The sequence below is a fragment of the Butyricimonas faecihominis genome, from assembly GCF_033096445.1.
In the GTDB taxonomy this organism is placed as follows: Bacteria; Bacteroidota; Bacteroidia; order Bacteroidales; family Marinifilaceae; genus Butyricimonas; species Butyricimonas faecihominis.
Genome location: NZ_AP028155.1, coordinates 224,107 through 250,000, shown reverse-complemented (window position 1 = coordinate 250,000; position 25,894 = coordinate 224,107). Strand labels below are relative to the sequence as shown.

The following is a 25,894-nucleotide window of genomic DNA, read 5'->3' as shown; positions in this document are numbered from 1 at the left end:
ACTTCAACCTGCTCGTGGGTAGATCACAAGGTTTCGCGTCTAGCGCCACCAACTCGACGCCCTGTTAAGGCTCGCTTTCACTTCGGCTAACGGGCCTGAAGCCCTTAACCTCGCTGGTGACGACTAACTCGTAGGCTCATTATGCAAAAGGCACGCCGTCACCATATTTCATGGCTCCGACCGCTTGTAGGCGCGCGGGTTCAGGGTCTATTTCACCCCCCTGCTCGGGGTACTTTTCACCTTTCCCTCGCGGTACTGGTTCACTATCGGTCTCTCGGGAGTATTTAGCCTTGCCAGGCGGTCCTGGCGAATTCAGGCAGGATTTCTCGTGTCCCGCCCTACTCGGGATCCCGCTATCTTCGAAAGAGGTGTCGTGCACGGGGCTGTCACCCTCCACGGCTTACCTTTCCAGGTAATTGCACTTCGTCTTCCGTCGAATGTCGCGGTCCCATGACCCCGCTGTCGCCGAAACGGCAACGGTTTGGGCTCTTCCCCGTTCGCTCGCCACTACTGGGGGAATCACATTTTGTTTTCTTCTCCTGCGGGTAATGAGATGTTTCAGTTCCCCGCGTTCGCCTGCATTAATGCATGACCGTCATCTAGACGGCCGGGTTGCCCCATTCGGAAATCCACGGGTCAAGGGTTACTTGCACCTCGCCGTGGCCTATCGCGGCTTATCGCGTCCTTCATCGCCTCCGAGAGCCTAGGCATCCACCGCGCGCCCTTAATTGTTCACGTTCGTTAGCGTCGTGTTCTTAAATAATTTTACCTTGCCATCGTGTCACCACGACAGCGGCTCTGTGTTATTCTACTACATTGTTACTTCGTGGATCAAATGATCCATTAACGTTCCAGCATGTCAAAGAACTTTACAATTTTAAATTTAGCCATTTTAAATTTTAAATTGAAATCTAGAATCTAAAATCTTTAAATCTAAAATTTAACGCCGGGACCAAGGCAACGAGCCTCGTCTCTAAAGATCCCTCGAGGGAATCCCGTTGATAATGAACTGCCGGTAGCGAGCCACATGAGCTCCTGCTCCAGAAAGGAGGTGTTCCAGCCGCACCTTCCGGTACGGCTACCTTGTTACGACTTAGCCCCAGTTACCGGTATTACCCTAGCCCGTTCCTCGCGGTCACGATCTTCAGGTACTCCCGGCTTCCATGGCTTGACGGGCGGTGTGTACAAGGCCCGGGAACGTATTCACCGCGCCATGGCTGATGCGCGATTACTAGCGAATCCAACTTCGTGGAGTCGGGTTGCAGACTCCAGTCCGAACTACGACCGGCTTTAGAGATTCGCTCCGGGTCACCCCGTGGCTGCCCTCTGTACCGGCCATTGTAACACGTGTGTCGCCCCGGGTGTAAGGGCCGTGCTGATTTGACGTCATCCCCGCCTTCCTCGCACCTTACGGTGGCAGTCTCGACAGAGTGCCCGGCTTCAACCGATGGCAACTGGCGATAGGGGTTGCGCTCGTTATGGGACTTAACCCGACACCTCACGGCACGAGCTGACGACAACCATGCAGCACCTTGTATCTAGCCCCGAAGGGAATTCCTGTTTCCAAGAAATGCAAAATACATTTAAACCCGGGTAAGGTTCCTCGCGTATCATCGAATTAAACCACATGTTCCTCCGCTTGTGCGGGCCCCCGTCAATTCCTTTGAGTTTCATCGTTGCCGACGTACTCCCCAGGTGGCTCACTTAATACTTTCGCTTGAACCCTGGCAGTGTATCGCCAAGATCCAGTGAGCATCGTTTACGGCGTGGACTACCAGGGTATCTAATCCTGTTCGCTACCCACGCTCTCGCGCATCAGCGTCAGATCGAGCCTGGGAAGCTGCCTTCGCTATCGGGGTTCCAAGTGATATCTAAGCATTTCACCGCTACTTCACTTGTTCCGCCTCCCTCGTCTCGTCTCGAGGGCGCCAGTTTCAACGGCGTGCTACAGTTTAGCTGCAGTCTTTTACCGCTGACTTGGCGTCCCGCCTACGCGCCCTTTAAACCCAATAAATCCGGATAACGCTCGCATCCCCCGTATTACCGCGGCTGCTGGCACGGAGTTAGCCGATGCTTATTCGTCAAGTACTGGCAAGATCGCACACGTGCAATTTATTCTTCCTTGACAAAAGAGGTTTACAGGCCATGGACCATTCATCCCTCACGCGACTTGGCTGGTTCAGGCTCTCGCCCATTGACCAATATTCCTCACTGCTGCCTCCCGTAGGAGTCTGGACCGTGTCTCAGTTCCAGTGTGGGGGACCTTCCTCTCAGAACCCCTAGACATCGTCGGCTTGGTGGGCCGTTACCCCGCCAACTACCTAATGTCGCGCGTGCCCGTCCCGTACCACCGGAATTTTAAATGAAAGATCATGCGATCCTCCAGTATTATGGGATGTTAGTCCACGTTTCCGCGGGTTATCTCCCGGTACGGGGTTGGTTGCACACGTGTTACTCACCCGTGCGCCGGTCGCCGGCGAAGTATTGCTACTCCCCGCTGCCCCTCGACTTGCATGTGTTAAGCCTGTCGCTAGCGTTCATCCTGAGCCAGGATCAAACTCTTCATGGTAAAAGTTATTTACAGAAATTTTATTCTGGCCGGGTCATGTGTTTCATGAATCTCGACTCTCGTCGATCTCGATTCACGCTCGCTACGTTTTGTTCATTTCAATATCTTAAAGAACTCTTTCTTTCTTGTTTTAGTCTCACTCGTTTTAAGAGCGAAAGCGGATGCAAAGATAAGACCTTTTTTCGTTACCTTCCAAATCTTTTTCAAAGTTTTTTCAAACTTTTTTTAAGAGCCTCGTAATTCGATATTTTGAATTACTCAAGCAAAAGAAGGATTGTCTTATTTCCTTTTCAACATTTCAAGAACGTTACAAGAAACCACCTTTCTAGCCTCGTTCATGCTTGCACTGTTTCTTGTTTTGCGGGTGCAAAGATAAGGCAAACTTTTCCCCTTCTCCAAATATTTTCACAATTATTTTTCAATTATTTTCATCAATACACGCCAAAAGCATGATTGGCAAAATGTTAGAAGGGGAACTTTTTTCAGGATAATACTATTGAAATAAGGTAAAAGACAGGTATCAACCTCGGTACAAAGCCGCTTCAAAGCCGGTACAAAGCCGTTCGTGAACGTCTTTGATTCGTCTTTGATTCGAAAATGATACGTCTTTATACCCTATCTTCCACCTGTGGTCAGCGTTTGTTCTATGGAATATCATGGGATAAACTAGGAAATAAACTAGACAGATACCCTCCTCTAACTCATCAACAACACCCGTCAGTGTTCATGCTATGTTCATGCTATGAAGATGCAATGTTCATGTCCCCTTCTATCCATAGACCACAAGCGAACCAAGGTACACGAACGAATAATTTACCAATATGATAAAAGAAAAACGAAAACAGGATTACTTATTCACGACGAAACCCGTGAAATCATTGTGCAAGAAACTGTTCAATTCTTGCGGGGTGATCCGCACCTTGAAATGCCCATCCTTCACAAAAGAAATATTTCCGGTTTCTTCACTGACCACGATGATGTGAGCATCGGTCACGGCACTCATTCCAATCGCCGCACGATGTCTCAACCCCAAACTCCCGGGAATATTCGTGTTATCGGAAACCGGCAAAATACACCGCGCCGCCAAAATCTTGTTATCCGCGATAATTACCGCACCGTCATGTAGCGGGGAATTCTTAAAGAAGATATTTTCAAGCAACTCCTCCGACACGATCGAACGGATCAACACACCCGTTTGCGCGTAATTGTACAACTCCGAATTCTGGGACAACACGATCAAAGCACCCGTTTTTGTTTTCGAAAAGTAATCACAGGCCTGCACGATAGCGGCGGCGACCTCATCTTTTATAGAAGTCTTGGTAAAAAGCCGCTCCAAGTTAAATATGTTTTGCAGGTTATATTTACTACCTAATAATAATAGAAAGCGGCGAACTTCTTGCTGGAACACGATCAGCAAGGCAATCACTCCCATACCGATAAACTGTCCCAAGATACCAGAAACCAACTCCAGATTCAGAGCTTTCACCAGCAACCATGCCACGTAGAATGTGAAAATCCCGGCAAATATATTTATTGCAACCGTCCCTTTCACCAGTTTATAAACCTGATAAAATATAAAAGCGGCTAGCAATATATCAGTTATAGTGTAAAAGTTTATAGTTATAAACAACAGCATACGATATTCTTAAAAGTCAATTTCACCCGCAAAAATAGCCAAAAATAAATAGGTTACATCATAATAACGGAAGTTTTCCCCCTTATTTTTTCATCTTGTAAATCACGACAAGAACGGCAACGATCACGATCAATAACCCAAGGTAATTCGCGTAAGTCAATTGTTCATTGAAATAAAGTACTCCCACGACGATTGCCGTTATCGGTTCCAACGTTCCCAACACGGAACTCGGTACGGAACCGATCAATTTCACGGCTGCCACCAGCAACCGGGCAGAAACGATCGTACTCAATATGGCCAACTGCAACATATCCAGCAAGAACCGGGGTCTCGTGATGATTTCCATCTTCCCCTGTGCCACGGCCAAGATCAAGTAGAACAGTGCGGTGAATAGTAACACGTAGCAAGTCAGCACGTCCGGATTCATCCGCTTTAACACGGGACGGTTCAGCGCGGTAATATAACACCCATAAGTCACCGTGGACATTAATACAAAGAATAATCCTAGCCATTTCACCTCCCCGGGAGTCCACGACAACAGGTACACCCCGCATATCGCCAGCACGATCCCCGCTTTCACCTCCAAGGGTAGCCGTTCTTTGTAGAAGATAGCCATCAGCAATGCGACGACCACGGGATAAAAGAAATGAATCGCTGTCGCCACGCCCGTGGGCATATAATGATACGACCACATCAGGAAGAAAGCCGTGATTCCATACCCTCCAACCCCGGCAAGCGTAACTTCCTTCACCTCCCGTCGGGTCAGTCTTATATTCATTCTCCGGAACAATAAATAAATAGCATACACGATTCCCGCTATCCCGTAACGGTACACTAATATTGTTTCATTATTAACCCCGTCCAGTATTGCCTGATTTGCATACAGCGGAATCAACCCGAAGGTAGCCGCCGACAATGCCGCGAATAGAATCCCTTTAAACTTGTCCATTTCCTTTTTCAAAAAACGGTGCGAAAGTAGCAAATTTTCCCATAAGTTTTTGCATCTACGGGATAATCCCTATATTTGCTTTTGATTTTAAGAAAAAGACAATATAAAATAACACACTGTATGAAGTACATTCTGACATTCATGGTTCTGGCATTATGCGGTTCTCTCGCTATCGCCCAGACAGACGCAAAAGCAAAGGCTATTCTGGATAAAACAGTCGAACATATCAAGTCCTACCCTGCCGTGGAAATCGTTTTTGACCTTTCCATGATCAACAAGGCAGAAGATATTAATGAAACACATCACGGGAAAGCATACATGAAAGATAAGATGTACCGCATTGACGTGATGGACGTGGTCAACTATTTCGACGGGGAAGTAATCTACACGTACATGCCGGATCAAGAAGAGGTGAACATCAAAAACCCGGAGGAGAACGAGGACGAGATGTTGAATCCTTCCATCCTGTTCGATATTCACAACCAGAAGTTCACCCAGAAGTTGGTGGAAAACAAGGATGGCAAAGCCTACATCGAATTAACCCCGAAACAAACTCACAAACAGATCTCCAAGATTGGGGTATGGATCGACACGAAAACAAACATGGTGGAAAAAGTCACGTCCTTCGGCAAAGACGGGAACGACGTGGTGATCACGATTAAAAGTTTAAAGAAACCGGAGAAAGAACTAGACGTCACTTTCTTCCGTTTTGACAAGGATGCCCACCCGGAAGTGGACGTTATTGATTTGAGGTAGCATATTATTATATAAAAAACAAGGAGAGGGAAAAGTCATTTCTCAAACTCCCTCCCGGCTTCGCCGTACTCCCTCTATAAACAGAGGGAGAGCTGAAATACTCCCTCTCTTCGGGAAGAGTCACCAGCTCCTCCTCTGTTTATAGAGGAGGTGGCACGAAGTGACGGAGGAGTTTTGGGAAATAAAATGACTTTTGCCACCCCTCTTGTTTTTTAAGCGGAGTTACTAGATTTTACTAGGCCTTTTTCGCTTTGTACGTCACTTTCGTCTCCATCGCATCCATGATCGTGGCTTTCACCAGCGAATCGAGTTCCCCGTCCTTCACGGTTCCCGTGGCGGTCACTTTCATCGGCATTCCATTATACGTGTAAGTAAACGAGATATTCAGCTTGTACACGGTTTTCCCATCTTTCACTTCAGGTTTCACGGAAACCCCGTTCGAACGATAGTTAAACTTCTGCCCGTTGGGCAACATAAAATCCTTCACCACCACGATCACACTATCCCGGTGAGTCCGTTGCAATTCGAGCTTTAACTTCATCTTCTGTTGCATGATTTCGATAAAAGCCTCCCCGTTATACGTCCCGGCAACAGCTGCCGCATGGTCTTTCTTATTCGTGTTATTCACCGGCGTGGCGTTCATCGATCCTCCGACCGCGAAACATAAAAGAAGAAGTAATCCTACAAATTTCATAATCCTGATGGTTTAATTGATAAAAGTTTATATTTTTAGCCGTCGAAAATACAAAAATAAATCAATAGTTCATGAAACGGAATATTTTCTTTATCGGGATATTATTAGTTATTATTTCAACAATTTCATTATTAACATCTTGCAATAGTTGCAGCGACCGTCGGGCACACGACGTTTCATCTCTACCCGGCCTGTACGAGGGCGAGGCCACGATCATCCTACCCGACCACGTGAAGGCCATGCTCAAACCCGACGCTAACGGCAACACGCTTATTCCCGAAGGTCCGATCCCCTGTAAAATCAGCATCACGGCGGATACCAGCAAGAACGTCACGCTGAATCTCGTGGACTTCACCATGCCCGTGAAAGGCATCACAGTTAACCCGGCACTGAGCAAAGTAACCGAAACCGACTCCACTCTTAACTTGGAAGGTGGCGGTAAAGTATCTGTCGGTCAACAGACCATTTCCTACACTCACAAGGGGAAAGTAACTGAGAATCAACTTAACCTTGACATCACGGTAACCGTGATCCCGATGATCGTGGAACCCAAGATCGTGTTCAAGGGGAAAAAGAAGTGAGTTTATAAAGTTCATAAGGTTCATAAAGTCAAAAGGTCACGGGTGTCCTTCGGACAGTGTTTAACGGCAGTACAAGCTGCCATGGACAAAGCGCCCCGCAGGGGTCCACGGACCTTATGAACCTTACAAACTTTATGAACTTTATGAACTCTATAAACTTTCCAAACTTATTTGTAACTTCGTGACCGAAATTTCGAATACAAAATCTATAAAAACAATGAGAAAAACGACTTTTATGGCTGCAATTATTCTTCTTGTGGCATCTTGCGGAAAGACTGAACAAAACCCGCTTTTATCGAGTTTTGACACTCCCCACCAGACGCCTCCCTTCGATAAAATCAAGGCCGAGCATTACGAACCGGCTTTTGATGTAGCTATCGAGGAAGCCAAGAAAGAGGTAGAGCAAATTGCCTCTTCGAAAGAAAACCCGACATTTGAAAACACGATCGTGGCACTGGATAACATCGGTGAAAAAATGAATGCCATTTCCGGCATATTTTTCAACCTGAATGCTTGTCTCACCGACAGTTTGATGCAGGACATTGCCCAAAACGTGTCCCCGAAACTGACTTCATTCAGCCACGCTATCTATATGAACCCGCAACTTTTCGAACGGGTAAAACAAGTTCACGAGCAAAAAGCAACTTTGAACCTGAATCCGGAACAGGCCATGTTACTCGAAAACACGTGGAAAGCCTTCATTGACGGGGGAGCAAACCTTGAAGGTGCCGACCGCGAGCGTTTCAAAGAGATTTCCATCGAGCTGGGCAAGCTAAGTCTGACCTTCGATAAAAACGAACTGGCCGAAACCAACGCGTTCGAGTTGCACGTGACCGACGAGAAAGACCTTTCCGGTCTCCCCGAAGGAGCCAAGGAAATGGCTGCCATGACGGCCAAACAACGAGGCAAGGAAGGATGGATTTTCACCCTCCACTACCCGAGCATGGGTCCTCTTATGAAATACGCTGACAACCGGACATTGAGAGAAAAAATGTATCGTGCCAACTCGACACGAGCATACAAAGACAACGAGTATAACAACGAGGAAGTGGTCAAGAAGATCACCGCCCTGCGTCTGGAAAAAGCGAAACTCATGGGTTACCCGACCTACGCAAATTATGCATTAACCGATCGCATGGCCAACACCCCGGAGATCGTGAATAACTTCATCGCCGAATTGCACGAGGCGTCCTACCCCTATGCACTCAAAGATAAAAAAGAGGTGGAGGATTTCGCCCGCAAAGCTGGCTTAAAGGGAGAATTGCAACGTTGGGACTGGTCTTATTACTCCAACAAATTGATGCAGGAGAAATACGCTCTTGACGACGAGATGCTGAAGCCCTACTTCAAGCTCGAAAACGTGCAGAAGGGTGTCTTTGACTTGGCAACCCGTCTCTACGGTATTACCTTCAAGGAAGTGAACAACATCCCGTTATACCACCCCGAGGTAAAAACCTACGAGGTATATGACAATGACGGATCGTTTCTTGCCGTTCTCTACACGGACTTTTTCCCACGGGAAAGCAAGGGAGGCGGAGCATGGATGACCCAGTTCCGCGGTCAGAAAATAGTTAACGGTAAAGATCAGCGCCCGTTGGTATCGCTCGTGATGAACTTCACGAAACCAACCGACACGAAACCATCCTTGCTGACGTTCAACGAGGTAACTACTTTCTTGCATGAATTCGGACATGCTCTTCATGGAATGTTCAGTAAATGTACTTACGGCTCCACGTCCATGGACGGTGTGTCCCGCGACTTCGTGGAATTGCCCTCGCAATTCATGGAAAACTTCGCCCTCGAAAAAGAGTGGCTTGACACATGGGCCGTACACTACCAGACCGGAGAGAAAATTCCGCAGGAATATATTGACAAAATCAAGAAATCATCCAATTTCCAAGCCGGGTACGCGAGCGACCGTCAGTTAAGTTTTGGCATGGTCGATATGGCATGGCACACGATCACCGAACCTGTCACCGAACCTCTCGTGGACTTCGAGCAACGGGCTATGGGCAAAACGGAGATCATGCCTCTTGTGAAAGGTAGTGCCTTCTCTCCCGCTTTCGGACACATCTTTGCCGGGGGATACGCTGCCGGATATTATGGCTACAAGTGGGCAGAAGTACTGGATGCCGATGCCTTTTCGTTATTCAAGCAAAACGGTATTTTCGACAAGACTACCGCCGAATCGTTCCGCCGCAACGTGCTGGAAAAGGGCGCATCAGAAAACCCGATGACACTCTACAAGCGCTTCCGAGGCCAAGAGCCGACCGTTGACGCTTTGTTGGAAAGAAGCGGGTTGAAAAACCTTTAAAATACAGTTTAAAAGGGGTTGTCCTTAAAGTTATTTTTAAAACTCCTCTGTCACTTCGTGCCACCTCCTCTATAAACAGAGGAGGAGCTGGTGACTCTTCCCGAAGAAAGGGAGTATTTCAACTCTCCCTCTGTTTATAGAGGGAGTACGGCGAAGCCGGGAGGGAGTTTTAAAAATAACTTTAAGGACAACCCCTTTTCGTTTAATAAGAAAAAAATAATACCTTTGCGCCCAACTTATGGTAATGGTATCTACCTCGAACCGCTTGAAAAGCTGATGATGCCTACATGTAAAATGTTAAACCATTAAGTAAGCGTAGTATATGTTTAGAACACTATTTATCATCGGTCTCGGAAGTTTCTGCGGGGGAATATTTCGATTTCTCCTCACTCGTTTCGTACAAAATCATTTCCTTGCCGCGTTCCCTTTCGGCACGATGATCGTGAACATCACAGGCTGCCTGTTGATCGGGATTTTCTACGGGTTGTTCGAGCGAGGCAATCTATTTAACACAGACCTACGTCTGTTCTTGACCGTGGGTTTATGCGGGGGATTTACCACGTTCTCCACTTTTATGAACGAGAACTTCGTGTTATTGAGAGAACAAAACTATCTATATTTTATGTCCTACACGGCCCTCAGCATTGTACTGGGGTTAACGGCCGTTTACGTGGGACACCTCATTGTAAAAGCGTTATAACCATATCCAAGTAATGAAAACCGTAGCGAGCATGAAATCAACTTGCCCCCTCCACAACTTGTGGCATTATTCTACACGAAAACACGCCGTTTTTGAAATGGACAAACGAACAGAATTCATAAATAACATTGTATTTCAATAAGATAACTTATTTTTACAATATCACGTAAAAATGTAGCATGTTATTTTCATAGCATAAGAAGAATTACGACGAAAATGTATAAAAATCAATTAATATGAAAGAATTAGGAATAGCAATTACACTCGTGTCATTCATCCTCTTGTCCGGTTGTAAAGACAAGACCGAACCGGAGCGACAAGTAGTGGCTGTAGAAAAAGTAGGAGTAGATAACGTGGAAATATACGGGGAATACGTCGGGCAGATCCGGGCGAAAGGATTCGTCGAGGTGAGAGCCCGCGTGGAAGGTTACTTGGAACAGATGCTTTTCGAGGAAGGAAAGCGCGTGAAACGGAACCAGCCCCTTTTCAAAATAAACAGTGACCTTTACCAAGCTCGTGTCGACAAGGCAAAGGCTCAACTGGCAAAAGATCAGGCACAAGAGGCAAAAGCCGAGCGTGACGTGGAACGCCTGCGTCCCCTTTACGAGCAAAAGGCAGCCAGCCAGCTTGACCTTGACAATGCCGTGGCTGCCTACGAGAGTGCCAAAGCAAACGTCGCCATGAGTAAAGCCGACCTAGCACAAGCTGAACTCGAATTAAGCTACACAACCGTGCGTTCCCCGATTGATGGATATATTAGTGAACGGTACGCTGACATCGGTACACTGGTCGGTCCCGGAGGGAAATCCCAACTGGCCACCATCGTGGAGAGTGACGAGGTACTCGTAGATTTCAGTCTTACCGCCCTCGACTACCTGCGTAGCCAGCAACGGAATGTAACCCTCGGGGAAAAAGACGCCAACCGGTCATGGCAACCCAGCGTGACCATCACGCTAGCGGATAACTCGATTTATCCCCTAACCGGAATCGTGGATTTCGCCGACCCGCAGGTGAATCCCCAAACGGGTACATTCGGCGTGCGTGCCGAACTCCCCAATCCCGACAGGAAACTATTGCCGGGACAATTCACGAAAGTAAAGTTGTTACTCGACGTGCGTGAAAACGCCATCGTCGTTCCCAGCAAGGCGGTCGCCATTGAAAAAGGCGGCGCCTACATATACGTTGTCCGCCGCGACAGTACAGCCGAGAAACGTTTCATCGAAACCGGCCCCGAAGTGAATAATCATACCGTGGTAGAACGCGGGCTTGGACCTGACGAACTGGTTGTCGTTGAAGGCTACCACAAACTAACCCCGGGTGCGCTCGTGAAACCCGTGAGTCCCGAAATGATTAAAGAGGAGGAGGTTGCATTATGAAACCCGGTTTCTTTATTGACAGACCGATATTCTCGGCTGTGCTATCTATCGTCATCGTGCTGGTAGGATTCATCGGATTGTTCCTGCTTCCCGTGGACCAGTACCCGCAAATCACCCCTCCCGTCGTGAAAATATCCGCGTCCTACCCGGGAGCCAGTGCCGTTACCGTTTCACAGGCGGTGGCCACTCCCATCGAACAGGAATTGAACGGAACACCGGGAATGTTATACATGGAATCGAGTAGCTCCAACTCGGGAGGTCTATCGATTACCGTGACTTTCGACATATCCACGGATGCCGAACTGGCCGCCGTCGATATTCAGAACCGCGTGAAACTGGCAGAATCCCGTCTTCCGGCAGAAGTCGTGCAGAACGGGATCAAGGTGGAGAAACAATCTTCCAGCCAGTTGATGACTCTCACGCTGACCTCATCCGACCCTCGTTTTGACGAGATATACCTCAGTAACTTCGCCACCATCAACGTGCTTGACGTGCTGAAACGTGTTCCCGGCGTGGGACGTGTTTCCAACATCGGTAGCCGTTACTACGCCATGCAAATCTGGATTCTCCCCGACCGTATGGCCAATTTCGGGTTAACGATCAAAGACTTACAAAATGTACTGAAAGATCAGAACCGGGAATCCGCGGCCGGGGTACTCGGCCAGCAACCGATGAGCGGGACGGACATCACCATCCCCATCACGGCTCCGGGCCGTCTTTCCTCCGTAAACGAATTTGAAGAGATTGTCGTCCGGGCAAATCCCGACGGTTCCATCATCCGTTTGCGCGACGTGGCGAGAGTATCGCTGGAGGCCAGCTCGTACAACACGGAGAGTGGATTGAACGGCGAGAATGCTGCCGTACTCGGCATCTACATGCTCCCCGGTGCGAATGCCATGGAAGTGGCCAAGAACGTGGTGAAAGCCATGGAAGAAATCAGTAAAGATTTTCCGGAAGGAGTAAGTTATAACATCCCTTTCGATATCACGACTTACATCTCGGAATCCATTCACGAGGTATATAAAACCCTGTTCGAGGCGCTTTTCCTCGTGATCTTCGTCGTGTTCCTCTCCCTCCAAAGCTGGCGGGCCTCCCTGATTCCCCTCGTTGCCGTCCCCGTGTCCCTGATCGGAACTTTCGGGTTCATGCTGGCCTTCGGGTTCTCGCTGAATATGCTGACCCTGTTGGGACTGGTACTTGCCATCGGTATTGTCGTCGATGATGCCATCGTGGTCGTCGAGGGTGTTGAACGTATCATGGAAGAAGAGGGATTGTCGCCCTACAAGGCCACCCGTAAAGCCATGAAAGAGCTGACGGGAGCGCTGGTTGCCACCTCGCTCGTGCTGGGAGCCGTGTTTGTACCCGTGAGTTTCCTGCCGGGAATCACCGGTATGCTTTACCGTCAGTTTGCCATCACGATCGTGGTGTCCGTGTTGATCTCGCTGGTTGTGGCCCTGACGCTAAGTCCCGCCATGTGTGCCATCCTGTTACGCCCGTCTAACGGGAAGAAGAACTTCGTGTTCCGTAAAATCAACGAGTGGCTCGCCCGCGGGAATAACAAATACGTTCAGTTTCTGCAACGGGCTCTCGCCAACCCCCGACGAATCATTGCCGGGTTCGGAATGGCTATCGTCTTCATCATCGTGTTGAACCGGGTAATCCCCAGTAGTTTCCTGCCGGAGGAAGACCAAGGATATTTCAAAGTAGAACTGGCGTTGCCCGAGGGTGCCACGCTGGAACGCACCCGCAAGGTGACGGAACGTGCCGTCGATTACCTGAAGGAACACCCTGCCGTGGCATATGTGCAGAGCGTGGCAGGAAGTAGCCCCCGTGTCGGGACAAACCAATCCCGCTCGGAATTGACCGTTATCCTCAAACCGTGGGAAGAACGCAAGAAAGGCGGAATGTCCCTGAAAGAAGTGATGAATGATGTCCGCACCGAGTTCAAACAATACCCGGAGGCCCTTGTATTCCTCTCCACCCCGTCCGTTATCCCCGGATTGGGAACATCGGGAGGATTCGAACTACAAGTGGAAGCTCGTAACGGGGCCACCTTCGAGAATCTGGTAGATGCTGTCGACACGCTGGTGAAATACGCTGCAAATGACAAGGCCCTTTCCGGGGTATCTTCCTCGTTGCAGGCCGAGATTCCCCAGTTGTACTTTGACGTGGACCGTGACCGGGCCCAATTCCTAGGAATTCCCCTAGCCGATATATTCTCCACGATGAAAGCGTACACGGGTTCGGTGTATGTCAATGACTTCAACATGTTCAACCGGGTTTACAAGGTATATATGCAGGCGGAAGCCCCCTACCGGATGCAAAAAGAGAACCTCAACATGTTCTTCGTGAAGACATCCAAGGGAAACATGGTTCCCCTGACGGCTCTCGGTAAAGCGGAAAATACCACGGGACCCGGATCTATCAAGCGATTCAACATGTTCACGACAGCCATCATCAACGGCGAGGCCGCACCGGGTCACAGCTCGGGAGAGGCCATGAAAGCCATCGAGAAACTCGCACGTGAACACCTGCCCGACAACATCGGTACGGAATGGAGCGGTCTTTCCTTCCAAGAGAAGAAAGCGGAAGGACAAACCGGGATGGTGATGTCGCTCGTTTTCATCTTCGTGTTCCTCTTCCTTGCCGCCTTGTACGAGAGCTGGCTCGTGCCGATTGCCGTGTTGTTATCCTTGCCGATTGCCGCTCTCGGGGCTTATCTCGGCGTGTGGGTATTCGGTTTGGAGAACGACGTGTACTTCCAGATCGGTTTGGTAACGCTGATCGGACTGGCAGCCAAGAACGCCATTTTGATCGTGGAATTCGCCAAGGTAGAAGTGGATAAAGGTGTTGATGCCGTACACGCGGCCATCACCGCCGCCCGAGCCCGGTTCCGCCCGATCTTGATGACCTCTCTGGCCTTCGTACTCGGTATGTTGCCCATGGTACTTGCCACGGGTCCCGGATCGGCCAGCCGTCATTCCATCGGTACCGGAATCTTCTTCGGTATGATCGTTGCCATCACCGTCGGGATCGTCCTTGTACCCTTCTTCTTCGTGCAAATTTATAAGGTAAAAATGTGGAGAAAGAAATAGTTTATAAGGTTCATAAAGTTCATAAGGTTTATAAAGTGACGGGTGTCCTTCGGACAGCGTTTAACGGCAGCCCGAGCTGCCGTCAACAAAGCGCCCCGCAGGGGTCCATAAACCTTATAAACTTTATAAACCTTATGAACTTTACAAACTTTATAAACCCCAAAATATCACAGTCATGAAACACTATCACATCATACTCGTTGCCGTGCTTGTCGGAAGTTTAGCGACCTCCTGCAAGATTGGTAAAAAATATACTCGTCCGGAACTGGATTTACCGACAACAATTGCCGACACGAACAGTTCGGACACGACGACCGTGGCTGACATCCAATGGCCGACGATCTACACGGACACCGTGTTACAACGTCTCGTCAACACGGCACTCACTTACAACAAGGATCTGCTGGCTGCCGCGGCCCGGGTGAAAGAAAGTCGTTACGCCCACCGCATGGAGAAAGCGAACCTCTTCCCCAAAGTCGGTGCAGATGCGCTCGCTGAAAGAGAATATGACCGTTCTCCCGGTAACACGTTCAACGTGGAGGCCACCCTCTCTTGGGAACTTGACCTCTGGGGAAAACTCCGCTGGAGTTCACAGGCCAGTTTGGCAGCCTATCTCCAAACCGTGGAAGGACAAAAGGCCCTACGCATGACGTTAGTTTCACAAGTGGCACAAGCCTATTTCGAGCTACGGGCTCTTGACATGGAATTAAGTATTGTCAAACAGACCTACGAGGCTCGTGTAGAGAGTGTTCGTCTGGCAAAACTACGTTTCGAAGGCGGGTTGACTTCCGAAACAGCCTATCGTCAGGCACAAGTGGAACTAGCGAAGACCACGACCCTTGTTCCCGATCTTGAAAGACAGATCCGGTTGAAAGAAAACGAAATATCCTTGCTCACGGGACATTATCCCGGGGACATCCCCCGCGGGGAAAACATCGATCGGCAAACGCTGTTGACCGATCTTCCGGTAGGATTACCCTCTTCCCTGCTTGAACGCCGTCCCGACATCCGGCAAGCGGAATATAAACTAAAAGCGGCAAACGCTAAAGTAGGTGTTGCCTATACCAGCCTTTTCCCGCAAATCACGCTGACGGCCAGATACGGCCGGGAAGATAGCGAACTCAGCGACTTTCTGAAAGCACCTTACTTTTACTTGGGAGGTAAACTGCTCGCCCCCGTGTTCAACGCCGGGAGCAACCGGGCTCGTCTTAAAGCCGCCCGTGCCGCGCTGGAGGCCGAGACGTACAGCTATCAACAGACCGTTCTATCTGCGTTCAAGGAAGTTGATAATGCCTTGACCACGTTCTCGAAAATACGGGATATGCGGGAATCAAGAGCCCGGTTGGAAGAGGCCGCCCGCTCGTACATGGAACTAGCCAACTTGCAATATATTAACGGGGTGATCAGTTACCTAGACGTGCTTGATGCCCAAAGAGGTTACTTCGATGCCCAGATCGGCCTGAACAATGCCGTGCGGGACGAACTGCTTTCCGTCGTTAATCTTTACAAGGCATTAGGTGGGGGATGGCAATAAAACATCCCCCCCAATTTTTCCCACTGATCTTAGATTTAGTAACTGTAGATTTTAGAATCCTTAACTCCTTGTTCGGTAAGTTACCGGTAAGTCACCGGTAAGTTACCGGAAAGTTACCGGAGATAAGCGGTAACTGTCGAGTAACTTAGCACTGATTTTTACTTGCTTTCCCGAATCTATACTTAAGGTATCCAGAAGGTTACAAGAACCTATCCAGAACCGTAAAAAAGTACCCCAAGTTGTAGAAACAGGGCTTTTCTCGGAGAAAAGCTTGTAACACACTATCTATCATAAAGTTACAACTAACAAAAGATGTTAATTTAAACGATTAAAAACAGGATTTTTCCCCTTAAACGTACAGGATTATTGTAAAGTGAACCCGAAAACAACATGTGCATCCTGCGCGGCAGGGTTCAATACCACCCGGCTAAAAACAGGCAAGGAAAACCTCTTTGAAGTCCGAATCTCTTTCGCAGCGGATAACGCGATATTACACACATCAAAACCTCCGGTTCCATACATATTCCGACTCTCGTAAGGAGTAAAACCCAGTGTTGCCGTCAGGTTGATCTGCCGAACCGTGAACGGGTAATTCAATTCCACGTAAGAAGAATAATTCTGTTTCCCGTCCCGGGCATCCTTATCAGCTCCCCAAAACATCGTGTTCCAAGCCACGGACAAGGGAAACCTCTCGGAAATTGCCCACGAAATCCCGGCCTCCAGACGATGTTTCGTGTCATGATTGTCCAAATTAAAATACTTGGCAGAAGAATTATCCTCTTTTTCCCAGAACTTGTCACCTTCCCACCAGTAGTCGGCAACAGACACGGATACACGTCCGAAACGGTAGGCAGCCGTAATATCAATTTCCTTGTGTAAATCGCTGATCTCTTTCGATCCCCAAACCGTAAGCGAGAAGTTACCCGCACTCATTCCCAGAGTTGGTTGGATACTGGCTCCGGCATTGTAAGCTCCACGCCATACGTAAGAACTCACCACGTCGGCACTCACTTTAAAATTCACCTTGCCGACATCATGATTCTCACTCGTTACCTTCTTTTCAACCTTCTTCTCCGCGGGAACATTCTCTTGTCCACACACATTTAAAGCAAGGAGCAAAGCCCCTGCCATCATCATTGTTTTCTTTACTAATTGCATATTAAAACTTATTTAATTAAAGGGTAATAACATCCCTTGCGGTCACCCGACCGTTTCTTCCATTTTTAAGAAATCGGGGGTGTCCCCAAAAGTCATTTTTTAAACTCCCTCCCCCCTTCGGGGTACTCCCTCTATAAACAGAGGGAGAGTTGAAATACTCCCTTTCTTCGGGAATAGTCACCAGCTCCTCCTCTGTTCTCCCTCCCCATCCCCCCTTCGGGGTACTTCCCCTCAGGCAGGGGAAGAAAGAGGTGGCACGAAGTGACGGAGGAGTTTTTTTGAAATCGGGGGATGGACGCATCCCCCGATGCAAAATAAACACCTAACTAAATCAAACTAATCGGCTTTCTCGTCCAAGGCCATATTTAGTTTTAGAACATTTACTTTCGACGGACCGAACATCCCCAACAAGGGGCCTTGTTTCACCTTTTCAACAATCGCTTTCACCGCCTCTTCCGACATTCCCCGAGCTTCGGCAACCCGTTTCACCTGCACGTAAGCCGAAGCCACGGAAATATCCGGGTCCAAACCGCTGGCGCTGGCCGTCACAATATCGGCAGGCACTTCCTCCCGTTTCAGGTAGGGATGTTTCACGAGAAAAGTATCGATACGACTCTCCACCTCTTTCAGATACTCCGGGTTCGTCGTTGCTTTATTACTTCCGGCCGAACTGGTTGCATCGTACCCGTCACCGGCACAGGAAGGCCGTCCCCAGAAATAAATATCCTTCGTGAAATTCTGTCCCACGTTAGCACCCCCGACCACTTTCTCGTCAAGCACTGCCACCTCGGCGTTTCCACCGTTCGGTCCTGCCACCTTGGCAAACAACCAAAGGACAAGTATGTAGAAAACACTAAAAAAGACACAAAATACAAGGGTCAATCTGAATGATTTCAATAAATTTGATTTCATGATTATCTTCATTTACAAGTTTCCATTTTATAATAACCAACCGATCAGTAGATCGATCAACTTAATCCCGATAAACGGGGCAATAATTCCTCCCAACCCGTAGATCAGCATATTCCGACGTAACAAGGCTGAGGCTCCGATCGGTTTGTAAGCCACCCCCTTCAACGCCAACGGAATCAGTAACGGGATGATAACAGCGTTAAAGATCACCGCAGAAAGAATCGCGCTTTCAGGGCTGTGTAATCCCATGATATTCAACACGCCCAGCGAGGGAATTGTTGCCATGAACAAGGCAGGAACGATAGCGAAATACTTGGCGACATCGTTCGCTATACTGAACGTGGTCAACGTACCCCGTGTCATCAATAGCTGCTTCCCGATTTCTACTATTTCGATTAACTTCGTCGGGTCATTGTCCAAATCGACCATATTTCCCGCCTCTTTCGCTGCCTGTGTTCCACTGTTCATGGCAACCCCCACGTCAGCCTGTGCCAAGGCCGGGGCATCATTCGTTCCGTCTCCCATCATGGCAACCAATTTCCCCTCTTGCTGTTCCTTCCGGATGTACTCCATCTTGTCTTCCGGTTTTGCCTCGGCAATAAAATCATCCACCCCGGCTTTCTGAGCAATATACTTTGCAGTCAACGGGTTATCCCCTGTCACCATCACCGTTTTCACACCCATTTTACGCAACCGCTCGAAACGTTCCCGGATACCCGGCTTTATAATATCCTGTAACTCGATAACTCCCAGAATCTTCTCGTTCTCGCAGACCACCAGCGGGGTTCCCCCGTTACCGGAAATCGTGCGGATCCTTTGTTCCGTTTCCAGCGGAAATTCGTTCCCGGCTCTCTCCGCGATCGCACGAATGGAATCGAAAGCCCCTTTCCGAATCCGGGTACCATCTGCCAAGTCCACCCCGGAACAACGGGTTTCGGCAGTAAACTTGATCATCCGAGTCACGGCCGTGTCAATATCCCTCATCCGGAGATGACTCTCCCGCCCTAGTTCCACGATAGACTTTCCTTCCGGTGTCTCGTCGGAAAGCGAAGACAACATACAGGCTCTCACGAAATACCGTTCATCCACCCCGGCAGAAGGATAAAAACGAGTAGCCTTCCGGTTACCGATCGTGATCGTACCTGTTTTATCCAGTAACAGCGTGTCCACGTCACCCGCCGTTTCAACCGCCTTACCCGATTTTGTAATCACGTTGGCACGTAACGCCCGGTCCATCCCAGCAATACCGATCGCCGAAAGCAATCCCCCGATTGTCGTCGGGATCAAGCACACGAACAGAGATATAAAAGCTGCCACCGTGATATTGGTTCCCACGTAATCACCAAAAGGTTTCAGCGTCGCGCAGACAATCACGAACACCAGCGTGAACCCGGCCAACAGGATGGTCAGCGCGATCTCGTTCGGGGTCTTCTGGCGAGATGCACCTTCCACCAGAGCGATCATCTTATCCAAAAAGCTCTCTCCCGGCTGGGTCGTCACCTGTACACGGATCTTATCGGAAAGGACCTTAGTTCCCCCGGTCACGGAACTCTTGTCCCCTCCCGCCTCGCGGATCACCGGGGCGCTCTCACCCGTGATGGCACTCTCGTCAATAGAGGCTAATCCCTCGATAATTTCCCCGTCGGAAGGAATCACGTCCCCGGCCTCACACTCGAAGACATCCCCTTTCTTCAATTGGGAGCTACTGATCACCTGTACTTTACCGTTCACGATCATCTTCGCCGGAGTCTCCTCTCTTGTTTTTCGCAAACTATCAGCCTGTGCCTTCCCTCTCGCTTCGGCGATAGCCTCGGCGAAATTGGCAAACAACAAGGTGATAAATAATATGATGGAAACCGCCACGTTATAACCGAATGACCCCTGATCCGTGATCCCGGCAAAAAGAAAATACAACGTGGCAACAATCATCAACACCGTACAAATCTCCACCGTGAACATCACGGGATTCTTTACCATCAGCCGCGGGTTTAACTTCACGAACGACTGCTTCAAGCTCTCCAGCACCAATTCCCGCGGGAAAAGTGAAGTTGATTTATTGGATTTCATATTCATACACGATTTATAATTCAAATTCTAAAATGATAAATAATCAGCGATAGGCCCTAACGTCAATGCCGGGAAGAACGACAAGGCTGCCACGATAAAGATTACGAGGAAAGTCATGACGGCAAAAGTCGTCGTGTCCGTCTTTAGCGTACCCGCGCTCTCCGGGATAAACTTCTTACTTGCCAGCAACCCGGCAATGGCCACCTGACCGACAATCGGGAGGTAACGTCCCATGATCAGCACGATACCGCACGTGTAGTTCCAAAAATAGGTGTTATCGCTCAATCCCTCGAAACCGGAACCGTTATTGGCAGCCGAAGAGGTGTACTCGTATAGCATCTCGCTTAAACCGTGGAACGAAGGGTTATTCAGCCAAGCTCCCGCCAGTTCGGGATTGTGAGCCGCCAAGAAACTAGCTATCGCCGTGAACAACAAGATAAAGAACGGGTGAGCCAATGCCACGATCATGGCTATCTTCATCTCTCTCGCTTCCACCTTCTTCCCTAGGAACTCCGGGGTACGCCCGACCATCAATCCACTGATAAACACGGCTATGATGATAAACACGTAGTAATTCATGAATCCCACTCCGACACCGCCGAACCAACAGTTTATCATCATGTTCAACATCGTGAACATTCCCGTGATGGGAGTCAGACTATCGTGCATACCGTTCACGGAACCATTGGATGTCACCGTAGTCACTTGGCTCCACAGGGCCGTACCCGCGGAACCGATACGGATTTCTTTACCTTCCATGCTTCCCAGTTCTTGGGCTATCCCCAGCTCGTTGATCTGCTCACTGCCTCGCATTTCAAAATAATGAGCGGCAAAAACACCCACAAGGAAGGCAAACAACATCACTCCGAAGATCGTGTATGCTAACTTTTTACGTTTCAAGTAGAATCCCAGCGCGAACACCATCGCCATCGGGATAATTAATATCGACCAACATTCCGTCATGTTCGTCAGGAAAGTCGGATTCTCCAAAGGATGGGAAGAATTCACCCCGAAATAACCACCGCCATTCGTTCCTAACTGCTTGATCGGCACGATGGCAGCCGTCGGTCCCTGTGAAATCATCTGGGTCTGTCCCTCCAACGTGGTCACTTCCATTTTCCCGTCAAAGCCCATCGGAACACCTTCTATGATCAAGATAAAACCAACAACCAAAGCTAACGGTAACAAGATTCGGGTACAACTCTTCACGAGCAACGCCCAGAAGTTACCGAAATCCCGTGTCGTTTTGGCAGCCATCGCCCGGAATATCCCGGCCAACGCAGCCATACCCGTGGCGGCAGTGATAAACTGAAACAACATGATCACGAACAACTGGGTGAAATAAGTCAATCCCGATTCACCGCTATAATGCTGCAAATTACAGTTTACCATGAAACTGATACAGGTGTTGAACGCCTGATCGGGTGTTTGTCCCACATTCCCATCCGGGTTCAACGGCAGATGCCCTTGGAAGACCAGAAGGAACATTCCCCAGAAGAACCAAAACAGGTTGATCGTCAACAATGCCACCAAGAATTTCTTCCAGTTCATTGACTCTTCCGGGTTTATACCGCTTAATTTAAACATCCATCTCTCCACGGGAGCCATAAAATCCGTCCATACACGCTCCCCTTTGTACACTTTTGCAATGTAACGTCCCAACGGGTAAGCCAGTACCACCAACAGGACGACCTGCAATACACTACCTAGAATCTCTGTATTCATTTCTTATTTTATCTAAAATTTCTCGGGCCGAACCAGTACATACATCATGTACCCGAACATCACCACACTAAAAATAAATAATACCGTAAACATTTTTTTCCTCCTTTAAATCTTCTCAAACCAATCAATACACTTAAAGAAAAACCAGTAACAGACGACGCCTGTCAGACACAAGAAAATAAATGATAATACCTGTTCCATAATTTCATATATTAATTCAATAATCTTTGCCCTTGTGATACCAATGGTATGCCACATGAAGAAACAATTATTATAACCATCTATGAAACAAGAATATAAACATCTTTATTGGAATGAATAAAAGACAAGAAACCCTACCAAAATGAAAAGGTCATCCTTCCATTTCGGTATAACAAAACGGAAAACAAACGAACGATACTTGTTATTTATCTCCCAAACCGTATTCCTCGATTTTACGGTACAAAGTAGTTAACCCGATACGCATCAACCGGGCAGCCTCCGTCTTGTTGCCCCCCGTGTGTTGAAGAACCCTCCGGATATGATTTTTCTCGATATTCGCCATGTCGAAATCGGAAAATCCTCCCGTTTCTCCCGCGGCCGGAACCGGACGTCGCAATTCAAGCGGCAGATCATCCTCCGTCAACTGCCCCTCTCCCGCGATCACGATACTCCGTTCCACCACGTTACGCAATTCCCGGACATTTCCATGCCAGCCGTAACGTTTCAAACATTCCATGTAATCCGGATGAATCTCCAACCCCTTCTTCTTCATCTTCGCCCCGAAATATTGCACGAAAGCCCGCGCGTACACTTCTATATCCTCCACCCGTTCCCGCAACGGCGGTAGCGGAATACAGAACACGGAAAGCCGGTAATATAAATCCTCCCGGAAATGCCCGTTCCCGATCTCTTTTGTCAAATCCCGGTTCGTGGCTGCGATCACCCGCACGTCCACCTTCGTGGGTTTCGTATCTCCTATTTTAATAAATTCACCAGCCTCCAAAATACGCAGCAACTTCGCCTGCAAATCAAACGCCATTTCCCCGATCTCATCCAAGAATATGGTGCCGTGATTCGCCTCTTCGAACAATCCCTTTTTGTCCTTCAAAGCGCCCGTGAAAGAACCCGCTTTATGTCCAAACATCTCGCTCTCCAGCAATTCCTTGCTGAAAGCCGCACAATTCACCGCCACGAAAGACTTCTTGGCCCGTTCGCTATTCCGGTGAATCGCCTGCGCGAACACCTCTTTCCCCGTTCCGGTTTCCCCCGTTAATAGCACGGGGACATCCGTCACGGAAACCTTCTTTGCCAGCGCAATGGCCTCCCGGATTGCCATTGAACTCCCTAGAATCGTGTCAAACGAGTATTCCCGATCCACCGGAATCTCCGCCTGACTCTCCTGCTTGGCCTTTGCCACCTGATCCATAGCCCGACTGATCAACGGGATAATCCGGTTATTATCATCCCCTTTCGTGAGATAATCAAATGCCCCGTTTTTGATCGCCTGCACCCCATCGGGAATATTCCCGTGGGCCGTCAGCATGATCACCTCCACCAGCGGCTTTACCCGCTTGATCTCCGCAATCAACTCCACCCCGTTCCCGTCCGGCAAACGCACGTCACACAACACCACGTCCGGATCGTGCAAAGCTAATTGCTTTAACCCGTTCTTGCAGGAATCCGCCTGGAAGACCTCGTACCCCTCCAGCCCTATGATCCGGGATAATAATCCCCTTAATTGATCTTCATCGTCTATAATCAGTACTTTATTCATAAAACGCCAATATGGGTACGAAGATACAATCATTTTATTACATTAAAAAGAACACGGGTTTCCAAAAACGACTTTTGCCTAAAACCAATAGATAACATTCGCCTATTCGTAGATAAAAAATTAGGAACTTATATACGAATTTGCAGTAAACCAACTCCCTCCCGGCTTCGCCGTACTCCCTCTATAAACAGAGGGAGAGTTGAAATACTCCCGGTCTTCGGGAAGAGTCACCAGCTCCTCCTCTGTTCATAGAGGAGGTGGCACAAAGTGACGGAGGAGTTTGAGTATGAAAACAAGCATTACCTTAGAGGAACCCACAACCTTCGGACTTCTCATGAATGCGTTACGAACCCACCATCCCTTCGTTCGAATCCTTTAAAATACAAAAAAGAGTCAGCTTTCGTGTGCTAACTCTCTCGTTTCGTGCGACTTGGGCGGAGAGGGAGGGATTCGAACCCCCGGTACCTCGCAGTACAACGGTTTTCAAGACCGCCGCAATCGACCACTCTGCCACCTCTCCAAATGCGGATGCAAAGATAAAGGAAAATTTAAATTCACAAAAGAAAGAATTTGTTTTTTCTTAAAAATATCCATCCCAATTAATACAGTTTAAAATCCCGATCCCGTAAACTCTTGACGGCAAGTTTCTCGTGTAAAACCAAAGGAGCTAACTCTTCTCCCGACAGACTTGATTTTGCCGGGATAAAAACCACGTGAGGATAGTTCAAAATAAGACCATGTAGTAATTTCACCCGCTCCATGTGAAAATCAGAAGTAACAATGAACAACAAATCCGGCCTTTCCCGCTCGATTATCGGCTTTGACATCCGGAAGTCCTCCACCGTATTCGTGGTCAGCGCAAATTCCAAGAAATCACTTTCCCTTACCCCTCGCTCGATCAAAAAACGTTTTGAATAATAAGCATGAGGATGATTGGTCGTGTTGAAGGATTCACCAAATCCCCCGGTACAAAGAATCTTCACACCATCATTATGAAGATAAAGCCCTAATGTACACTCTAGCCGATCCACCGCCATCGGGCTTAAATTTCCCTGTTCATCATTCGGTGCCCCCAATGTTAAAACGATCTGTTTCATATAATACCCCGGTTAGTTCAAATTTACGATTCCAAAGTTAAAGAATATTCATTATTTTTGTAAACAATACAACGTATTATTAACACAGGCAAAATGACAGAATCATGGACGGAAAATTAAGTATCAACACGGGTACCTGCATTAAATGCGGCAAGTGCGCACGAGTATGCCCTTCACAGATCATCACACAGGAAACAAAAGGCTCCGCGGTAAAAGTACAAAACGTAGAAAACTGCATCGTGTGCGGGCATTGCGTGGCAGTATGTCCTACCAGCTCGGTACTTCATTCCGAATTCCCGCCTGAAAAGGTACACGCGTTCAAATACAGTGACTACCCCACCCCCGAACAAATGATGCTCGTGTGCAAAGCCCGCCGTTCGAACAGGGCATTTTCAACCAGACCGATTCCCAGAGAGATGCTGGAACAAATCATCGAGGCCGCCCATCGTGCTCCAACGGCAAGTAATATGCAACAAGTACACTTCACACTGGTAACCGATCCCAAACAACTGGACGCAATCAGCCGTTTCACGCTAGACGTATTTAACTCGGCCGCCAAGAAATTGAAAAACCCGATACTAAAACCCATCTTGAAACGAATTATGCCGGACGCCTACCGTTACCTGCCCGTGTTTGACCGCCTGAACCGGGAGTATGCCAACGGACACGACATGATTCTGCGGGGAGCCACAGCCGCCCTGTTTATCCACACGCCCAAAACCAGTCGTTTCGGGAGCGCAGACGCAAATCTGGCTTATCAGAACGGGTCACTCATGGCGGAATGTCTCGGGGTAAACCAATTCTCCATGGGATTCGTCTGCACTGCCATCCATCAGGAAAACAAGGGAACTCTCGCTAATATGCTGGGAATAAACGGCACGATTCATGCCGCCATGGCCCTCGGTATGCCAGAATTCCGTTTCTCCAATTACATTGACAAAAAAGACACGGTAGAAACAGACCTGTAATTTACCG

At 48.6% G+C, this 25,894-nt stretch carries 17 protein-coding genes, 1 tRNA gene, 2 rRNA genes and 1 riboswitch (1 of these 21 cut by a window edge); of the genes, 8 read left to right on the top strand and 12 right to left on the bottom strand.

The window, feature by feature from the left end; all coding sequences use genetic code 11:
- The 4 genes from R8806_RS01045 to R8806_RS01030 all read right to left on the bottom strand — a co-directional run.
- Positions 1–738: ribosomal RNA gene (locus R8806_RS01045) — 23S ribosomal RNA — on the bottom strand (it extends 2,149 nt beyond the left edge of the window).
- Between the two features lie 306 nt (positions 739–1,044).
- Positions 1,045–2,569, bottom strand: a 16S ribosomal RNA gene (locus R8806_RS01040).
- The 16S and 23S rRNA genes sit together here, the layout of an rRNA operon.
- Before the next feature lie 847 nt (positions 2,570–3,416).
- Positions 3,417–4,205 carry a diadenylate cyclase CdaA gene (gene cdaA / locus R8806_RS01035; RefSeq protein WP_027201344.1) on the bottom strand — a complete coding sequence of 263 codons (789 nt, stop codon included), beginning with the start codon at positions 4,203–4,205 and terminating at the stop codon, positions 3,417–3,419.
- A gap of 82 nt (positions 4,206–4,287) precedes the next feature.
- The gene (locus tag R8806_RS01030) at positions 4,288–5,154 is read right to left on the bottom strand and encodes a DMT family transporter (RefSeq protein ID WP_124316837.1); all 867 of its coding nucleotides are present in this window, start codon (positions 5,152–5,154) and stop codon (positions 4,288–4,290) included.
- Between the two features lie 120 nt (positions 5,155–5,274).
- Here R8806_RS01030 and R8806_RS01025 point away from each other — a divergent pair, with 120 nt between their 5' ends.
- On the top strand, positions 5,275–5,910 hold the full coding sequence (locus R8806_RS01025; protein WP_124316836.1) for a LolA family protein: 636 nt from the start codon (positions 5,275–5,277) through the stop codon (positions 5,908–5,910).
- Positions 5,911–6,145: 235 nt separating this feature from the next.
- Here R8806_RS01025 and R8806_RS01020 read toward each other — a convergent pair whose 3' ends face one another.
- Positions 6,146–6,604, bottom strand: coding sequence for a hypothetical protein (locus R8806_RS01020; protein WP_087422086.1), 459 nt, complete (start codon positions 6,602–6,604; stop codon positions 6,146–6,148).
- A gap of 71 nt (positions 6,605–6,675) precedes the next feature.
- Between R8806_RS01020 and R8806_RS01015 the strand changes: the two genes are divergently transcribed.
- From R8806_RS01015 to R8806_RS00990, 6 genes are all read left to right on the top strand, one after another.
- Positions 6,676–7,185 (top strand): calycin-like domain-containing protein, encoded by a 510-nt coding sequence (locus R8806_RS01015; RefSeq protein WP_124316835.1) that lies wholly within the window; start codon positions 6,676–6,678, stop codon positions 7,183–7,185.
- A 217-nt stretch (positions 7,186–7,402) separates the two neighbouring features.
- Positions 7,403–9,499 (top strand): M3 family metallopeptidase, encoded by a 2,097-nt coding sequence (locus R8806_RS01010; RefSeq protein ID WP_229783036.1) that lies wholly within the window; start codon positions 7,403–7,405, stop codon positions 9,497–9,499.
- A 231-nt stretch (positions 9,500–9,730) separates the two neighbouring features.
- Positions 9,731–9,792, top strand: a riboswitch (Fluoride riboswitch).
- Positions 9,793–9,821: 29 nt separating this feature from the next.
- Entirely contained in the window at positions 9,822–10,199 is a 378-nt protein-coding gene (gene crcB / locus R8806_RS01005) for a fluoride efflux transporter CrcB (protein WP_124316834.1), read from the top strand.
- A 236-nt stretch (positions 10,200–10,435) separates the two neighbouring features.
- Positions 10,436–11,575, top strand: a complete 1,140-nt coding sequence (locus R8806_RS01000) for an efflux RND transporter periplasmic adaptor subunit (RefSeq protein WP_124316833.1) — start codon at positions 10,436–10,438, stop codon at positions 11,573–11,575.
- Positions 11,572–14,670: an efflux RND transporter permease subunit gene (locus R8806_RS00995; protein WP_124316832.1), complete on the top strand. Its 3,099-nt coding sequence runs from the start codon at positions 11,572–11,574 to the stop codon at positions 14,668–14,670. The genes R8806_RS01000 and R8806_RS00995 overlap by 4 nt, the downstream gene beginning before the upstream one ends.
- A gap of 175 nt (positions 14,671–14,845) precedes the next feature.
- Positions 14,846–16,204, top strand: coding sequence for an efflux transporter outer membrane subunit (locus tag R8806_RS00990; RefSeq protein ID WP_124316831.1), 1,359 nt, complete (start codon positions 14,846–14,848; stop codon positions 16,202–16,204).
- 363 nt (positions 16,205–16,567) lie between these two features.
- On the opposite strand, the gene R8806_RS00985 is transcribed toward R8806_RS00990, so the two are convergent.
- The 7 genes from R8806_RS00985 to R8806_RS00955 all read right to left on the bottom strand — a co-directional run bounded on the left by R8806_RS00985 (position 16,568) and on the right by R8806_RS00955 (position 24,919).
- On the bottom strand, positions 16,568–17,362 hold the full coding sequence (locus tag R8806_RS00985) for a hypothetical protein (RefSeq protein WP_229783035.1): 795 nt from the start codon (positions 17,360–17,362) through the stop codon (positions 16,568–16,570).
- A 336-nt stretch (positions 17,363–17,698) separates the two neighbouring features.
- Positions 17,699–18,274, bottom strand: a complete 576-nt coding sequence (locus R8806_RS00980; RefSeq protein ID WP_124318256.1) for a K(+)-transporting ATPase subunit C — start codon at positions 18,272–18,274, stop codon at positions 17,699–17,701.
- Positions 18,275–18,301: 27 nt separating this feature from the next.
- The gene (kdpB, locus tag R8806_RS00975; RefSeq protein ID WP_124318255.1) at positions 18,302–20,341 is read right to left on the bottom strand and encodes a potassium-transporting ATPase subunit KdpB; all 2,040 of its coding nucleotides are present in this window, start codon (positions 20,339–20,341) and stop codon (positions 18,302–18,304) included.
- Between the two features lie 27 nt (positions 20,342–20,368).
- Positions 20,369–22,066, bottom strand: coding sequence for a potassium-transporting ATPase subunit KdpA (gene kdpA, locus R8806_RS00970; protein WP_151412205.1), 1,698 nt, complete (start codon positions 22,064–22,066; stop codon positions 20,369–20,371).
- 403 nt (positions 22,067–22,469) lie between these two features.
- On the bottom strand, positions 22,470–23,822 hold the full coding sequence (locus tag R8806_RS00965) for a sigma-54-dependent transcriptional regulator (RefSeq protein WP_124317309.1): 1,353 nt from the start codon (positions 23,820–23,822) through the stop codon (positions 22,470–22,472).
- A 435-nt stretch (positions 23,823–24,257) separates the two neighbouring features.
- Positions 24,258–24,342, bottom strand: a tRNA-Ser gene (locus R8806_RS00960).
- Between the two features lie 79 nt (positions 24,343–24,421).
- The gene (locus R8806_RS00955; protein ID WP_118305437.1) at positions 24,422–24,919 is read right to left on the bottom strand and encodes a YdcF family protein; all 498 of its coding nucleotides are present in this window, start codon (positions 24,917–24,919) and stop codon (positions 24,422–24,424) included.
- A gap of 104 nt (positions 24,920–25,023) precedes the next feature.
- On the opposite strand from R8806_RS00955, the gene R8806_RS00950 reads away from it, so the two are divergent.
- Entirely contained in the window at positions 25,024–25,887 is an 864-nt protein-coding gene (locus tag R8806_RS00950; RefSeq protein ID WP_317715745.1) for a nitroreductase family protein, read from the top strand.
- Positions 25,888–25,894: the final 7 nt, after the last annotated feature.

Excerpts from the sequence above, each read along its gene's own strand:
- cdaA (WP_027201344.1), bottom strand. The coding sequence starts at position 4,205 with ATGCTGTTGTTTATAACTATAAACTTTTACACTATAACTGATATATTG.
- R8806_RS01030 (WP_124316837.1), bottom strand. The coding sequence starts at position 5,154 with ATGGACAAGTTTAAAGGGATTCTATTCGCGGCATTGTCGGCGGCTACC.
- R8806_RS01025 (WP_124316836.1), top strand. The coding sequence starts at position 5,275 with ATGAAGTACATTCTGACATTCATGGTTCTGGCATTATGCGGTTCTCTC.
- R8806_RS01020 (WP_087422086.1), bottom strand. The coding sequence starts at position 6,604 with ATGAAATTTGTAGGATTACTTCTTCTTTTATGTTTCGCGGTCGGAGGA.
- R8806_RS01015 (WP_124316835.1), top strand. The coding sequence starts at position 6,676 with ATGAAACGGAATATTTTCTTTATCGGGATATTATTAGTTATTATTTCA.
- R8806_RS01010 (WP_229783036.1), top strand. The coding sequence starts at position 7,403 with ATGAGAAAAACGACTTTTATGGCTGCAATTATTCTTCTTGTGGCATCT.
- crcB (WP_124316834.1), top strand. The coding sequence starts at position 9,822 with ATGTTTAGAACACTATTTATCATCGGTCTCGGAAGTTTCTGCGGGGGA.
- R8806_RS01000 (WP_124316833.1), top strand. The coding sequence starts at position 10,436 with ATGAAAGAATTAGGAATAGCAATTACACTCGTGTCATTCATCCTCTTG.
- R8806_RS00995 (WP_124316832.1), top strand. The coding sequence starts at position 11,572 with ATGAAACCCGGTTTCTTTATTGACAGACCGATATTCTCGGCTGTGCTA.
- R8806_RS00990 (WP_124316831.1), top strand. The coding sequence starts at position 14,846 with ATGAAACACTATCACATCATACTCGTTGCCGTGCTTGTCGGAAGTTTA.
- R8806_RS00985 (WP_229783035.1), bottom strand. The coding sequence starts at position 17,362 with ATGCAATTAGTAAAGAAAACAATGATGATGGCAGGGGCTTTGCTCCTT.
- R8806_RS00980 (WP_124318256.1), bottom strand. The coding sequence starts at position 18,274 with ATGAAATCAAATTTATTGAAATCATTCAGATTGACCCTTGTATTTTGT.
- kdpB (WP_124318255.1), bottom strand. The coding sequence starts at position 20,341 with ATGAAATCCAATAAATCAACTTCACTTTTCCCGCGGGAATTGGTGCTG.
- kdpA (WP_151412205.1), bottom strand. The coding sequence starts at position 22,066 with ATGAATACAGAGATTCTAGGTAGTGTATTGCAGGTCGTCCTGTTGGTG.
- R8806_RS00965 (WP_124317309.1), bottom strand. The coding sequence starts at position 23,822 with ATGAATAAAGTACTGATTATAGACGATGAAGATCAATTAAGGGGATTA.
- R8806_RS00955 (WP_118305437.1), bottom strand. The coding sequence starts at position 24,919 with ATGAAACAGATCGTTTTAACATTGGGGGCACCGAATGATGAACAGGGA.
- R8806_RS00950 (WP_317715745.1), top strand. The coding sequence starts at position 25,024 with ATGGACGGAAAATTAAGTATCAACACGGGTACCTGCATTAAATGCGGC.